The organism is Variovorax sp. KK3 (genome assembly GCF_001984055.1).
Classification (GTDB): Bacteria; Pseudomonadota; Gammaproteobacteria; order Burkholderiales; family Burkholderiaceae_C; genus Variovorax.
In genome coordinates this window covers 1-15237 of sequence record NZ_LYVO01000041.1, presented here as the reverse complement: position 1 = coordinate 15237, position 15237 = coordinate 1, and the positions used below count along the sequence as shown (strand labels likewise).

The following is a 15237-nucleotide window of genomic DNA, read 5'->3' as shown; positions in this document are numbered from 1 at the left end:
GGCGAGCCCATGGACACCCATCGCGTGCGACGTCTGCGCTGGCATGCATCGGCGGCGAACCCTGCCGAAGCCTTCGCGCTGCGCAAGCTGCTGCGCGAACGGGTCGACACCTGCGAGGCGGCCCTGGGCCGGGCCTTCGACAAGGCCGTGCCGGCGCACGAGGTGTTGCATGTGCCGAAGCTGTCGTTGGACCTTCGCTTCGCCGACCTCGAGACGGTGTCCGACGGCGAACTGGCGGAACGCATCGAGGCGGCGGTGCGAGTGGCTTTGGACGCCGTGAAGCGCCCGGCAGCCATGGGCACGAGCACGGTGCCGCGGCAGGCGGACGCCGCGGCGTCGTCGTCGAGCGCGGATGCCGACAGCGCGCCGGCGCTGCACTCGCCTGCCACCGAGGCGCGACAGGCACTTCGCCATTACCTGGCAACGGGCCTGCTGCCATGGACCGTGGCCGGGCTCGCACCCGAGCCGACTCGGCGCCTGCTCGCCGATGCAGCGGTGCAAGCAGCCGAAGAAGTGGCGAGCGGGGCGGAGACGCTGGATGGCTTGTTGCCCGCGCCGATGGATGCTCGTGCGACCCTCGGCGCGCTGCTGCGTTGGCTGCCCTTGCTGCCGACCGGCCTGCGCCGTCGCCTCATGGCCGTCCGCTCGCCGACGTGCCCACTGGCGCCGCGCACCCTGCACGCCTGGCGCCAGTGGATCGACGACGACGCCGCGGACCGCATGGAGTGGCAGGCGCTGTGGCTGGCCGCGCCGGCCGACCTTTCGGCCGTGCAGGCGTTCGTCGCACGACAGCACCCTGCAGCGCATGCGCCGCCTTTCCTGGGCGAATTGCGCCTGGCCCTCGCGCACGGATCGCAAGCCCAAACGCCGACGCCGCGCGAAGACGCCCTCGCTCGTCGGCCCGCTTCGATGCCAGCATTGCCGAGGCCGGCGTCAACCGACGACACGGCCACCGCCGAATCCTTGCTGGTGCCGCTCGCCGGCCTGGTGCTGCTGCACCCCTGGCTGCCTCGCATGCTGGCCGCATGCGGTGTCGTGGACGTGGGCGGAAAGCAGATCGCCCCAGCCGAGTTGCCGCGCGCCTGCTCGCTGCTGCATGCCCTCGCCTGCGGCGATTCGCCCATCGCCGAGCACCAGTTGCCACTGGTCAAGCTTCTGCTCGGCAGCCCGCCGGACGAGCCCCTGTGCGCCGCCCTGCCCGCTCTCTCGGCCGATGACAAGGCGGAAGTCGAAGCGCTGCTCGATGCGGTGCGCGGCCACTGGAGCGCCCTGCGCGGCACCGGTGTCGACGGCCTGCGCCTGAGCTTCCTGCAGCGGCGCGGATTGCTCACGCGCGGCGACCAGGCCTGGCAACTGCGGATGCAGGCCGAGGCCTTCGACATGCTGATGGGCATGCTGCCTTGGCGCATCGAGCAGATCCGCCTGCCCTGGATGCCCGAACTGCTGATCGTGGAGTGGCCTACCCCGTGAAACCTGCCGACCTGCCGCCTGCCGACCTCGTGCCCGCCGAAATTCGCATCGACGCCGACACGCTCGAAGCCGAGCTCGAATGGCTCGCTCAGGTGATCGAGCTGCGGCTGCGCCACTACTTCGACGACAAGGCGCCGGCATCGCCGCCGCTGCCCGGCACGCTCGCCCCGCCGCCGGTGCTGGACCCGGCCGCCGGCCCTTATGCGGCTGCACTGCTGCGTCACGCCTTCGACGCCACCGAGCGCCTGCTGATGGTGCTGTCGCTCGCGCCGCAGCTGCGCCCTCAGCTGCTCGACGTGCTGGCCACGCAGAACGCCACCACGCAGCGCCCCTACACCGAGTTTGGTGCGCACGTCGGTGCGGGCGGCGTGCTGATGCCGACGGTCGAGACCGCCTGCTTCCTGTTAGCCGGAGACAAGCTCGCACTGCGCCTGGAGGCGCTGCAGCGCTTGGCACCGCAGCAGCGGCTGGCGCGCGACGACCTGCTGCTCGCACGCCCCCCCGCCGGGCCGGATGCCGCCGCCGCCTCCGCCGCCGGCGCGACCTTGCCATCCCTGCTGCTCGCGCCCTCGCCCGCCTTCCTGGCCGAAGCGCTGCCCGGGCCCGCCCTGCCGGCGCCGGCCGAGCACAGCCCCATGGCCAGCCGCGTGCGAACCGGCCTGCGCTGGGACGACCTGGTGCTGCCCGCCACGACGCTCGCGCAGTTGGAGGACATCCAGCTGTGGCTCGCCCACCGGCACCGGCTGCTGCACGACTGGGGCTTCGGGCGCCGCACCGGCCCCGGCCACGTCAGCCTGTTCCATGGCCCCTCGGGCACCGGCAAGACCCTGTCGGCCTGCCTGATCGGCGACCGCTGCGGCCGCGAGGTGCACCGCGTGGACCTGTCGCTGGTGGTGTCCAAGTACATCGGCGAGACCGAGAAGAACCTCGCGCGCCTGTTCGACGCCGCCGAGCGCGAGGGCTGGATCCTGTTCTTCGACGAGGCCGACGCGCTCTTCGGCAAGCGCACCAGCGTCAACGACGCGCACGACCGCTACGCCAACCAGGAGGTGAGCTACCTGCTGCAGCGCATCGAGGCCTTCGACGGCGTGGTGATCCTCGCCACCAACCTGCGCCACAACATCGACGACGCCTTCCTGCGCCGCTTCCAGTCGGTGGTGCAGTTCCCACTGCCGCGCCCGCCCGAGCGGCTGCGCCTCTGGCGCGAAAGCATCCCCGACGCGGCGCGGCTCGACCCGGCGCTCGACCTGGGGCGCCTGGCGCAACAGCACGAGCTTTCGGGCGGCACCATCGTCAACGTGCTGCGCCATGCCTGCCTGCGCTCGCTGGGCCGCGGCGACGACGTGCTGCGCGCCGAAGACGTCGACGAAGGCGTGCGACGCGAACTCCTCAAGGAAGGCCGCGCGCTGTAGCGCCGCGCCGCCACGGCAACACGAGGCCGGGTCGTCACCATGCCGGACACCGCACAGGCCTCCCCCACCCGCGCCGCGATGCGCGTGCCCGACACGCGCCGGCCGCCGCCGCGGCGGGTGCCGCCGGCCACGTCCCGGGCCACGCCGTCCGTCGTCCCCGTGCGCGTGTCGCAGCCCTCCGACCCCGCCGAGCGCGAAGCCGTGCGCATGTCGCAGCGCGTGCTGGCGCTGGCGCCGTCGGCGGCGACGCCCCTGGCGCGCCGCTTCGCGCAAAGCGTGCCGGCGCGCAGTGCCGCACGCAGCGTTCTGCCGGCATCGCTGGGCGTCGGGGCATCGGTCGGCCAACCGCTGCCGCGTGCCTTGCTGGCCGACATGGAGCCGCGCTTCGGCGCCGATTTCTCGGCCGTGCGCATGCACACGGGCGACGCCGCAGCCCGTGCGAGCCGGCGGCTCAATGCGGCCGCGTTCACGGTCGGCCACGAGGTGTTCTTCGGCCGCAACCGATTCGCGCCCGGCAGCGGACCCGGCCGCGCGCTGATCGCCCACGAACTGACGCACACCATCCAGCAAGGCGGCGCGGCCCAGGTCGGCACGGCGCACCGCAGCATCGACACCACCGTACACGAGCGCAGCACGCCGCACATCCAGCGGCTCGGCGTGCAGGACGCGCTGGACTACTTCGCCGGCAAGGCCGACAACATCCCGGGCTTCAGCATGTTCGCGCTCGTGCTGGGCATGAACCCGATCAACGGTCGCAAGGTCGACCGCTCGCCGGCCAACGTGCTGCGGGCGCTGGTCCGCTTCATTCCGGGCGGCGACCTGATCGTGCAGGCGCTCGACACCTACGGCGTCTTCGACAAGATCGCGAACTGGCTGTCGCAGCAGGTCGACAGCCTGGGCATGGTCGGCACGAGCTTCAAGCAGGCGGTGCTCGACTACGCGCACTCGCTCGACTTCGGCGACCTGTTCGACCTGGGCGGCGCGTGGGATCGCGCCGCGCGCATCGTCACGGCGCCCATCGCGCAGATCAAGAGCTTCGTGGCGGGCCTGGCCGGCGACATCCTGGCGCTCATCAAGGAAGCCGTGCTGCGGCCCCTGGCCGCGCTGGCCGAGGGCACGCCGGCCTATCCGCTGCTCAAGGCGGTGCTCGGCAAGGACCCGGTGACCGGCGAAGAATCGCCCGGCGACGCGGCGGCGCTGATCGGTGGCCTGATGACGCTGGCCGGCCAGGGCGAAGTGTGGGGACGGGTGCAGTCGACCGGCGCCATCGGCCGCGTCGTCGCCTGGTTCGCCGATGCGAAGAAGGCGCTGGTCGGTTACGTCAAGCAGGTGCCGGCCCTGGCGCTGGCGGCCTTCACGTCGCTGGAACTGGTCGACATCGTGCTGCTGCCGCGGGCCTTCGCGAAGGTCGGCGCGGTGTTCGGCAACTTCGCGGGCAGCTTCACCGACTGGGCCATCGGCGCCGCCATGAAGCTGGCCGAGATCGTGTTCGAAGTGGTGAGCCCCGGCGCCTGGGGCACCATCCAGAGGACCGGTGCCGCGCTCAAGAGCATCGTGAAAGACCCGCTTCCCTTCGTCGGCAACCTGGCGAAGGCCGCGAAGCTGGGCTTCCAGAACTTCGCAGGCAACTTCGTCGGGCACCTGACCAACGGCTTGATCAAGTGGCTGACCGGTGCACTCTCGGGCGTGTACATCCCGACCGCCCTGTCGCTGTCGGAGATCGTGAAGTTCGCCTTCTCGGTGCTGGGCCTGAGCTGGGCCACCCTGCGCGGCAAGCTGGTCAAGGCCATCGGAGCGACGGCCGTCGGCGCGCTCGAAAAAGGCTTCGGGCTCGTCAAGACGCTGGTGCGAGACGGCCCGGCCGCCGCATGGGAGCAGGTCAAGGCCGAGCTCGCCGCGCTCAAGGACCAGGTGATCGAAGGCATCAAGGGCATGATCATCGAGGCGGTCGTGACCAAGGCCGTTCCGAAGCTGGTCGCCATGTTCATCCCGGGTGCGGGCTTCATCTCGGCCATCGTGTCGATCTACGACATGGTGATGGTCTTCGTGAACAAGATATCCGAGATCGCCGCGGTGGTCAGTGCCTTCGTGGGCTCGATCACCGCCATCGCCGGCGGTGCCATCGGTGCCGCGGCCGGCAAGGTCGAGTCGGTGCTGGCCGGCGGCCTGGCACTGGCCATCGATTTTCTCGCGGGCTTCGCGGGGCTCGGCAAGATCGCCACCAAGATCAACGGCATCCTGCAGAAGATCCGCGCGCCCATCGACAAGGCCCTGGACTCGATGGTCGCGTGGATTCGCAAGATGGCGAAAAAATTCCTCGACGCGCTGGTGGGCGCGAACGATTCGCCCGAAGAAAAGCAGAAGCGCCTCGACCAGGCCGCGGCCGCCGCGCTGGCGGCGGTGTCGAAGTACTCGGGCAAGACGGTGGGTGCGCTGATCCTCAAGCCGCTGTTGTTCGCCGTGAAGGTGCGCTATCGGCTGACTTCGCTGGAGCCGGTGCGCCAGGGCGACGTCTGGGCGATCCGGGCCGAGATCAATCCGGTGAAGATCGTGAAGACCAGCGTGAAGGCGGGCTCGGCGACGGCGAAGATGACCATCACCTACGAGCCGCACTGGCCGCTGGACGAGTTCCGCTCCAAGGCGCACGCCATGAAGCGCGCCGCCGAGAAGCAGCCGGTCAGCAAGGTGCGGCTGCTGCCCATCGAGCCCGCGACAGGCAAGCGCCAGTCCACCGACGACATGCGCGAGGGCGGCCAGGACCGGTTCAGGGGCGAGATCAAGGCCTTCATCAACACCCACGTCGACGAGGGCGCACGCGGCGCGGCGAATGCGCTGATGAAGGGCCTGCAGGCGGACCACCAGCAGGAGTTGCAGCTGTCGGGCGACGATTCGGCAGGCAACATGGCGATGGTGGAGAGCCGCATGAACTCGCAGTTCGGCGCCATGATCAAGGGGCAGTTGCTGACCCTCACCGACCCCGAGACCGTCATCGACGAAGTCGCCGTCCAGACGGGCGCCAAGCGCGGAGAGCACAAGGCCACCGGCAAGGCACGCGAGCTGCTCGACCTGCTTCTGGTCTATGCCAAGCCTGATATGGTGGTCATGGTCAAAGGCTGGTTCAAGCTCAAGTAGGGCTGCTGCAGCGCGTGCATTCACGGAGGCACATCACGAACACCGACCAATTCGAAGCGTACCTTTCCGAATCGCGCCAGCTCGCGCAAGACCGCATGCAAAAGGCGCGAGACAGCTTCGGCCTTGGCACCTTCAAGCACTTCCACATCGACCTGCCGACGGCGAGCATGCGCTTCCAGGACGCGCACCAGATCGACCGAATCCATGCGCGCATCCAGGTCGCTGGAAGCTGGTCGTCCGAATCGGGTTCGTGGTTGTGGCCTTGGGACAACCCCTCGCTGCCCGCCGACGTGCAGTCGCGCATGGGCGAGGTCAAGGCCTTCGGTGTCAAGGAAGGCCTGCCCTTTCTCCAGGCGCCGGTGCAACCCTGCGACGAGGGCATGGCCTGGTCGATGGCATCCATCGCTGCCCGGCTGCTCGACGCCCAGAGCCTCTACCGCGCGCCCGGCGGCAAGACGGCGCTGTTCCTGCTGCTCTTCGACATCCAGGCGCAGCCCGCGCCCTGACGGGCTTGTAGCGCGACCCGGCACGACGGCCTGGCCTTCCGGCCAGTCGACGCTTTCGCCTATGTCGTCACGACGGTCGCGATGCGCCGAACAGCAGATGGACGGCCCTCCCGTGCATTGAGACCATTCAGCTCCCACAGGCGTCCATGCGCGGTTGCATGCGGCGCTCGTGCCGAGCTGGAGGAGGTACGCCATGTCCCGCTGGATCGCCATGGTCTCGAAGCACATCGCGCAAGCGGCGCTGCTTTGCGCCGGGGCATTCGGCGCTTGCTGGGCGCAGGTTCCCGCGGCGGCGCATGCAGCGCCCGTAAAGCCGAACTTCGCGGCGCAGAAGGCACAGCTCGCGCAAGTCCCGGTTCCGTCGGTCATGGGCATGGAGTTGGGCCAGGCACAGCAGCTGCTGCAGAAAGAGGGCTTCGCGAGCGAGCCCCAAGCCTTGAGTCCCGCAGGCGGCCGCCGCATGGTCCGACGCATGTCGCCAGCAGCCGGCACCGCGGTGCCTTCGATCGCGCGACCTGTCGTGAAGCTCTATCACAGCGGGGTGCCTGTGCCACCGCAACCGCCCGGGGCGGCTGGAGCTGGGCCTGGTGGCGCTGCGGAAGCAGTTCGGCCCATGCCCAACCTGGTCGGCATGGCGTGCGGCGATGCGCAAAGCAGGATCGCCCAGCTGTTGCATGCCCAACTCGTCTGCGGCAAGGGCGGTTCTTCAGGCAAGGTGCCGGCTGGCACGATCAACCGGCAATCACCGGATCCTGGGACGCCCGTGGTGCTTTCCTCCGGCTTGCAATACCGCGCGTGGATCGAGGCGACGACGGTCGCCCCACCCCCGCAGGCCATCGTTCCCGACGTGCGCGGACTCACCGCGACCGAGGCCGACAGGTCGCTGCGCGGCAAGGGCTTGACGGCCCGCTTGCAAGGATCGGCCGATGTCCGAGGTCGGCAGGTCGCGGCCCAGTCGGTGGCGCCCGGCACACCGGTGCCTCCCGGGACCGAAGTCGCACTGACGCTGGTGCTTCGTGTTCCGACCCTGCTGGGCCTCGACTGCGAGCGGGCTCGCGAGGTGGCGCGCGAGGCCGGCTTCGACGATCTCCGATGCGAACCCCGGTTGGCCGGGGCTGGCCAGCCGCTGCACCGCGTGTTCGAACAGACGCCGCCGGCAGGTTCGATCGTCCCCACGCCCCGACAACTGCAGGCGGCTTCCGCGCAGCCAGTGCCCGTTCCGAACGTTGTCGGCATGCGCCTGGTCGACGCGCTGACCGCGCTCGGCAACATCCCGTTGGTCGGTCGACCCGACGCCACCGACGGCGACAGGCAGGTGAAGTCGCAGCACCCGGGATGGACGGCCGAGGCCGCGCCCGGCAGCGAGGTGGCGCTGGCGACCGACCTCTACATGGCGGTGCCCAAGGTCGAAGGCCTGGCGCTGTCGGCTGCGCAAGACCGCCTGCGTGGGCGCGGATTCGATGTCCGCGCGGACCACACCGACCGCGTCGGCGCACGCAAGGTCGACACGCAGTCGCCTGCGCCGGACGCGCGAGTGCTGGCGTCCACCGTGGTCGAACTCACGACGCATGTCGAAGTGCGGGTGCCGCACGTCGTGGGCCTGTGGCTGCCGGAAGCGAACACCCGGCTCGGCGGTAGCGGCCTGAACGGCAAGCCGGACCGCAACGACAACCAGGATGACCGCCAGGTTCGCGAACAGCAGCCTGCGCCCGACACCTTCGTGCCGGAACGCACAGCCGTCTCGCTGACGACCGTGCGCATGATCAAGGCCTTGCCGCCGATGGAACGCAAGACGTGCAGCGAAGCCCGGGATGCGGGCCGGCAGGCCGGCGTGGCCATTCGATGCGAGGTGAAGAGCCCCCTGCCCCTCGTGCTCGGCGAGCCGATCGTGATGGAGGAGCCATCGGTGGCGATGCCTGTCGAGGAGAACACGGTGGTCGTGCTGAAGGCGGTCCCGCCGTGGTGGTCGATGCCATCGCTGCTGGCCTTTACCCTGTCTGCGACGGGCGGCCTCGGCTGGACTGGCCGCAAGGTGTATCGCCTGGTCTTTCCCGATCCGGTTCCACCTGGGCCGGCGCCACCGAAGCCGGTGGCTCCCGTGGTGACACTGCGCATCGCTCCCGACACCAACCCGTCCATCAGCGTGCGCTTCGCCGATGGCGCAGATTGGCACGGACCGCACGGGCCTCGGCTGGCGTGGTGCCTCGCACCCGACGAGCCACGGGTCTGCGTGCGCGGCTTGCAGGATCTATCAGGAGTTATCGATGAGCAGCAGCGTTGAATTGCAGAAGGAAGAGTCGCTCTACCAACTGCTTGCCGTCTACAGCAATCCGGATGGCATGCAGGAGTTGCGCGAGCGGGCGTCTTTGAGCGTGGGCGGCATCGATGCGGAAGGCGCCAGCTTTCTCAAGAAGAAGTTGTCCGAATGGGCCGTTGCGGACCTGAACGCCGAGCTCGAGAAGGCCCTGACGCCCGATCCGTTTTCTCTGCTGGCCAAGGCCTGGGTCCAGGTCCGCGAGGTTCGGGAGGCCGTCAAGGCCAGCAAGGGCCCACCGGCCGTGGCGAAGGCCGTCAAGCTGCTGAAGCATGAGGTGGAGGCCAAGCTTGAGCCTCGGCTCGTGCTCAAGGTCTCCGGCGTCGACTGGTGCAGCGTCAAGCTCGCGATCGAGCTGAAACTGAACTTCGACGCCGTGGAACTCGAATGGATGGACGGCCGCCTCGCGCAATTGAAGTCGGGCAATCCTGCGGGAAGCATCAGCCTCAAGTGTGCGGATCAGGAGATCAAGGCCTTCAAGCGCGAGCTCAAGATCAAGGCGCACTATCGATTCGAAAAGCCGGTCGAGATATCGGCGCCTGCGGTGGCTGCGCCTGTTCCTGCCACGGCCACAGCGTCAGCCTGACGCCGCTCACCGCGCATCCTTGACCGACGCCAAGGCCTGCACCTTCAGCACATCCGGCGCGATGAGCTGAGGCGTCTGCCGCGACCGGCGCGCGCGCAGGCTTTCGACCATCGGTGCCAGGTGGTCGAAGGCTTCCTGCACGGTCACCATGCCGTCGCGATTGGCATCCGCGCCGGTCTTCAGCGATTCGAGCAGCGCGTAGGTGAACAGGCCATGCCGGCCGGGCTCGTACTCCTGAGACTTCTCGTTGCCCTTGGCCGCGACCAGGAACGCGAACTTCGATGCGGCCGAGCGCTTGCGCAGGCTGTGCGTGTCCAGGCCGCCTTCGATGCCGCGCGCATGGCAGGTGTCGACCACGAGCAGGCGGCGGCCGGCGGTCTTGCGCAGTGCATCGAAGAACTCGCCGCCATCCATCAACGACGGCGCGCTGCCCGCGCTGTTGGGGCTGCGCACCACCTTCATGACGTCGTCGAGGCGGCCGTCGCGCGTCATGAAGTAGTAGTTGCCCGCGCCATCGCTGAAGCCGTGCGAGGCCAGGAAGACGACCACGGTGTCGTCCGGGCCGGCTTCTTCCAGCGCGGCGAGCGCCTTGCGGATCTCGTCGCGGTCGGGCTTGACGCTCGTGAAGTCGTTGAGCAGCACGGTCTTGACCTGGCTGAACAGCCCGCGACCGGAGCGCTCCAGCATCTTGGCGACCTCTTCGGCGTCCTGCGCCGCGAAGTCGAGGTCGTCGAGCTGGTTCTTTTCCTCTTTCGTGATCTTCACGAAGCCGTTGATGCCGATCGCCACCACGATGAGTTTGCCCCGGCGCGGCGCCTGCGAGGGCAGCGCGTTCGAGAACTCCACGTAGGTTTCCGCCAGCGCCAGCGACTGGCCATGGTCGACCTCGACGCGCACGTCGTTCTGCGCGGAATCGCTCTCGATGGTGAGCGTGCGTTCGAAGCGCCTCTGGTTCGCGCCCGCCAGCGGACGCTCCACGGTAGGCGTGACGGGGATGTCGTTGAGGTACACCGCCAGCTGCTGCATGGGCAGGGCCTCGGCCTGGCCCGCGACCTTGAGCGAGATCTCGACCCTGCCCTTCGCGTTGATGCGCGTCGTCGCGTCCTGCACGCTGAGCCGCGCCGGCGCCAGGCGTTGCAGGTCGGCCTGCAGCTCGGACGAGCCGCGCATGGGCGACTTGCGTGCATCGTCGAGCGCGCTGCGCAGCAGGTCGGGCCGGTAGAAGATGCGCTCGAACTGCACGGCGCGGTAGAAATCGGGCTCGCGGTCCACGCCGCGGTTGACGTGCCATCCGACGAACTGGTCGCCCTCCTCCGATGAGGCGTAGTAGCCGTCGGCGCGCCACAGCACCCAGTCGTGGCCGTTGTTGTGCGGGAAGAACGCGAGCACCTCCTGCCCGTCCGACTGCCGAAGCCAGCGCACGGTGCCGTCGGCCAGTGCGATGACGACCCACGCGCCATTGCCGCTGGCGTTGACGGCACGCACCTCGCTGCCGAAGTCCTGCCGCCAGATCACGCTGCCCGCGCGGTCGAGCTTGAGCAGATGCCAGATGGTGCCGACGAACACCGCGCCGCCGTCGTGCGCGATGGCGTGTGCGTTGACCTGGTCGCTCGGGTGGAGTTGCATGGCCTTGCCGTTGACCCGCGCGGCGTCGCCGCTGCCGGCCGGGATGCCTTCGAGCTTGAATCGCGAGTCCGACCGCTTCGGAGCCAGGAGGCTCGCATTCAACGGCGGCAAATCGAGGTCGGTGACCAGAAAGGTCCGGGGCTTGTCGCCGAAGCGCGCCATCGGCACCGAGATGCCTTGTCCGTCGGCGCTCAGCAGCAATTGCTGCTGGCCGTCGCGGAAATCGCCGATCACGGTGCCGACGGTGCGGACCACGCTGCCGCGTGCATCGAGCAGCGTCAGCGACGGCGTGGTGGTGGCGAACAGCATGCCGCCGTCGGCCAGCGGCAGCATGTTGGTGAAGCGCTGGTTGCCCACGGCCAGGCGCTGCGGCGTGCCCATGCCGCCGTTGCCGAACAGGTAGAGCGGCGTGGCGCCGCTGCCGGGGTGCTCGCCGTTGACGAAGAGCGCGCTGCCGTCGCGGGCCCAGGCGATGCAGCACAGTCCCTTCTGCTGGGCATCGGGCACCTGGCGCAGCGCGGCCAGGTCGAGCGACGGCACCTTGAGCAAGAGCGCGAGCGGCTTGTCGATGATGCCCAGCGCCAGCATCTGCCCGTCGGGCGAAAAGCGCACGCCGCCGAGCAGCTTCGAGACACCGATCGCCTGCCTCGCCACCAGCGCGTGCGCGGCATCGTAGAGACGCACGGCCCCGTCGGCCGCGCTCGATGCCAGCCAGCCCTGCGCCGAGAAATGCAGGAAGCTCACCGAGTCGTTGTACTGGTCGTCCCGCGCGACGACGCGCCAGGTCGACGTGTCGAGCACCCGGATGCCGTGGTTGCCGGCGATGCCGACGGCAAGGAAGCGCCCGTCGGGTGACCAGTCGAGCGCGCTGATGCGGTCGTCGAGGCCGTCGATGCGCCGGATCATCTGGCCGCCGACGCTGTCATACAGATAGATCGAGGCCGTCTTCGACCAGGCCAGCCCGGTCACGCCGCCCACGGCCACGGTGCGGCCGTCGGGGCTGATGGCCAGGCCGAACGGCAGGCCTTCGATCGAGCCTTCCTGCGGCAGCCGCAGGACACGGATGAGCCGCAGCGACGGCAGCTGCCAGATGCGGACGGTGCGGTCGCTGCCCAGCGTGACCACGCGGTTGCGCGGCGCGTCGGCGCGTATCTGCCCGATGGCCGCCGTGTGCATGGCCGAGTCGACGCGGAACTGCGGGATCGTCGATGGCACGGCGTTGGCTGCGCACGCTGCCGTGATGCCGAGCGCGTACAGCAGCACTCCGAAGAGCGCTTGCGCCACCCGCCATGCGCGCACGATGAGTTTCGGCACCGATGGGACTACAGGCAGGGGTCCGCGCCGCCGGTGCCCGCGATGGTGCCGCCGTCCGCCGTCGCGAGTGCCGGCGCCACCTGGCCCAGTGCGTACGTCGTCTGGAATACCGATCGGGTCGCGCCGCGCAGCGCGGTCGTGGTGCCGACGTCGACTTCATCGCCGGCCGTGCGGCCGACCACCTGGCGCGCCCGGCCGGCGCAAAGGACGACCGGCGTCTCGCCCGCACGGCTCTCGATGGCGGCCACGCTGGCGATGGTCTCGCCGCTCAAGACCTCGGTGGCCGTCGATGCCGCGGCGATCGTGTTCGCCACTTCGGCGGTGGCGGTCGCGCCGGCGACCTCTGCTGCCGGCGGGTTCGTCACCCCCGGTACGACAGGCGCAACCGGGGTGACGGGCAGAACGGGCAGAACAGGCACGACCGGCCCGCTCGCCACGTCCGTCGCGGCGGGCGGCAGCGCAGCGAGGATGCGGGCCGCCAGGTTCACGCCGGCATTGCCCCCGACCTGCGGGTTGGTGAAGTTGGGCGGCGGCGTGGAGTTCGAATTGAAGCCGTAGGTGCCGTTCGGCAGGATGGTCGAGCCGTCGAAGACCAGCTGCGTATTGCTGTCGCCCATGCGGCCGGGGTAGGCGACATAGGCGATCGAGGCGATGTCGCCCGGGCTGATGAGCGTGCGCGAGCCCGTGGTCTCTTCGACCTGCGCCACGCCGTTGAAGAACTGCAGGTCACGCATCGGATCGGGCCGCACGGCGTAAGGCGCGAGGGCCGAGCCGCTCGGAAAGCCGAGCGAAAGATGACTGATGTTGAGCTGGCCTGCGCCGTTGCTGAGGTACGGAAACTCCACACCGGGAAGGAGGTTGACATCGACGAAGGTGGCGATGTCGAACTCGAACTGGCGGTAGTACAGCACGGTCGAGGCGGGGTTGGGGCTCGGCCGTATCGCACTCTCGGCGACCGACATCGGCACGATGACCTTGATCGACGCGTTCGCGACCGGCCCGCCCGCCGCGGCCCGCTCGGCCAGGCCGATGCCGCCGTCGAGCCGGACCACGCCCGGATCGTTGAGCCCTGCCGTCTCCTGGTTCGAGATCACGACCTTGGGCACCATCCAATAGTCGGCGTTTCCTGCGCAGCCCGCCAGCGGGCAAATCGTCACCACCCGGCCTCTCGGAACCGCGTTCGGGTCGAAGGTCACGCGCAGGCCGCCGCCCGCGGCGACGAGCCGCGCGGCGGCGTCGTTGCCCACCTCCACCGGAATCAGCAGCATGTCGACCAACTGGTCGCCCAAGCTGGCCGCGATCGGCAATGGAGACGCCGGATTGGCCGACGGCAGCAGGGCGCGCCAGCCGTCGTTGATGCGCGTGCCGTCCGCGATCACCGGCACGTTGAAGCGGATGTCCTGGCTGCCCGTGCGCGCGTAGACACCTTGCGACAAAACGGCGGCGCGCGTGGCGTCAGTGGTCGGCGTGCCGGGCCCGAACTGCAGGTTGCCGCGCGATACGCCGATGCGCTCGTTGACGACGATGCGGCCGCCCTGCCCCGCGGTGCCGGCTTCGACCCGCAGTCCATCCGCGCCCGGCGTGGCGTCGCCGGCCAGGTTCAGGCCCTCGATCGTCACGTCCTTGCCCGCGGTGATGCGCAGGCTGCCCAGCAGCGGGCTGCCGGCGTCGTCGCCGCCGAGCGCCTGCTGCAAGGTGACTGCGCCCGCCGTACTGGAAAGGTCTGTGCTGCCCCGCGCGACCAGTTGATTCACCGTCAGGTCGCCGCCTGCGGCCAGGGTGACGGTGCCGGCGGCTTGTGCCGGCGCCGCGGGATCAGGGTTGTTGGCCGCGATGGTGCCGAACGCCTGAATGCCGCCACCGGCCGTCAGCGCCACCTGGCCGCCGTAGCTCTGGATGCTGGCATTGGCCGGCAGCTCGATGCCGCTGGCGCTGCCGACGCGAATCGCACCGCCGCCGGTCGATTCGAGGTTGCCCAGGACGACGTTGCCGCCGGTCGCGCTGAGCCCGATGCCGGCCTGCGAACGGATGGTGCCGAGCGCGCCCACCGACGACGCGACGATCTCGACGCCACCGGCGCCCGCATCCAGTTGCCGTGTCTTGCCGCCCGTCGACGACATCGACAGGCTGCCGATCGGCGCACCCGATGCGCCGGCGACGAACCCGCCGGCCTGCACGTCGCCGAGCAGGTCGAGGTTGCTGCCCGCGGCGACGCGGACCGTGCCGCCCACCGAGGCCTCGCCCATCTGCACGGTGCGCGCGCCGAAGGTGGCGTCGCCGGTCGTGCGGATGCCCTGCACGGCATTCACCACGCCGTTGGCCGCGGAGAGCGTCAGGCTGCCGAGCGGCTGCGGCGTGCCGTCGCTCGCCTTGCCGCCCAGGGCCTGATTGGCCGTGATGTTTCCGTTTGCGCTGCTCAAGGCCACGCTGCCGCTCGTCAGCAAGGCCTGCGTCCCGATGTTGCCGGCCGAGGCGATGGTGATCGGGCTGCTGCCCAGGGTCGCGATGACGGTGCCCCCGGCCTGCGTGAAGCTGCCGCTCCGGGCTACGTTGAACGCGCCGCCGTTGAGCACGATCGACTTGTTGACCGCGACGGCACCGCCGGCATCCATGGTCAGGCCGGCCCCGCCGATGGCCAGCCCGCCGGGCTGTGCGCGGCCGTCGATCTGCGCGTCGACGGTGATGTTGTCGTCGGCCTGCAGGACGACAGACGTGCCCTGGCGCAACACGTTGTTCACGGTGCCCGCAGCCACCACCGAATCGGCGCCGGACGCATTGAAGCTGCTGCCGCCGACGTCGGCGACGGTCAGGGAGCCCGGGTCGAGCAACAGCGTGCCGGCGGTGCCCTGGGGCGCACTCGCGTCGGCATGCCCATCG

At 69.8% G+C, this 15237-nt stretch carries 8 protein-coding genes; 6 read left to right on the top strand and 2 right to left on the bottom strand.

Features of this window, described 5'->3' with window-relative positions:
- The first annotated feature begins 9 nt into the window (after positions 1–9).
- From B0W80_RS19570 to B0W80_RS35565, 6 genes are all read left to right on the top strand, one after another.
- Positions 10–1470: a contractile injection system tape measure protein gene (locus tag B0W80_RS19570; RefSeq protein WP_077000829.1), complete on the top strand. Its 1461-nt coding sequence runs from the start codon at positions 10–12 to the stop codon at positions 1468–1470.
- A complete protein-coding gene (locus tag B0W80_RS19565; protein ID WP_218668922.1) occupies positions 1467–2882 on the top strand; it encodes an ATP-binding protein in 1416 nt (471 codons plus the stop codon). Before B0W80_RS19570 ends, B0W80_RS19565 begins: the two co-directional genes overlap by 4 nt.
- A gap of 39 nt (positions 2883–2921) precedes the next feature.
- On the top strand, positions 2922–6014 hold the full coding sequence (locus B0W80_RS19560) for a DUF4157 domain-containing protein (protein ID WP_077000828.1): 3093 nt from the start codon (positions 2922–2924) through the stop codon (positions 6012–6014).
- Positions 6015–6028: 14 nt separating this feature from the next.
- Positions 6029–6520, top strand: a complete 492-nt coding sequence (locus tag B0W80_RS19555) for a DUF6882 domain-containing protein (RefSeq protein ID WP_077000827.1) — start codon at positions 6029–6031, stop codon at positions 6518–6520.
- Between the two features lie 193 nt (positions 6521–6713).
- Positions 6714–8801 carry a PASTA domain-containing protein gene (locus B0W80_RS19550; protein WP_077000826.1) on the top strand — a complete coding sequence of 696 codons (2088 nt, stop codon included), beginning with the start codon at positions 6714–6716 and terminating at the stop codon, positions 8799–8801.
- Positions 8785–9420, top strand: a complete 636-nt coding sequence (locus B0W80_RS35565; RefSeq protein ID WP_077000825.1) for a hypothetical protein — start codon at positions 8785–8787, stop codon at positions 9418–9420. Before B0W80_RS19550 ends, B0W80_RS35565 begins: the two co-directional genes overlap by 17 nt.
- Positions 9421–9426: 6 nt before the next feature.
- Here B0W80_RS35565 and B0W80_RS19540 read toward each other — a convergent pair whose 3' ends face one another.
- Together B0W80_RS19540 and B0W80_RS35560 are read right to left on the bottom strand one after the other, a co-directional pair.
- Positions 9427–12360: a caspase family protein gene (locus B0W80_RS19540; protein ID WP_143684696.1), complete on the bottom strand. Its 2934-nt coding sequence runs from the start codon at positions 12358–12360 to the stop codon at positions 9427–9429.
- An 8-nt stretch (positions 12361–12368) separates the two neighbouring features.
- A partial coding sequence (locus B0W80_RS35560) for a hypothetical protein (protein ID WP_179106977.1) occupies positions 12369–15237 on the bottom strand: 2869 nt, incomplete at its 5' end.

Bases quoted from the DNA above. Each gene is read 5' to 3' on its own strand.
- B0W80_RS19560 (WP_077000828.1), top strand. From the start codon at position 2,922: ATGCCGGACACCGCACAGGCCTCCCCCACCCGCGCCGCGATGCGCGTG.
- B0W80_RS19570 (WP_077000829.1), top strand. From the start codon at position 10: ATGGACACCCATCGCGTGCGACGTCTGCGCTGGCATGCATCGGCGGCG.
- B0W80_RS19550 (WP_077000826.1), top strand. From the start codon at position 6,714: ATGTCCCGCTGGATCGCCATGGTCTCGAAGCACATCGCGCAAGCGGCG.
- B0W80_RS35565 (WP_077000825.1), top strand. From the start codon at position 8,785: ATGAGCAGCAGCGTTGAATTGCAGAAGGAAGAGTCGCTCTACCAACTG.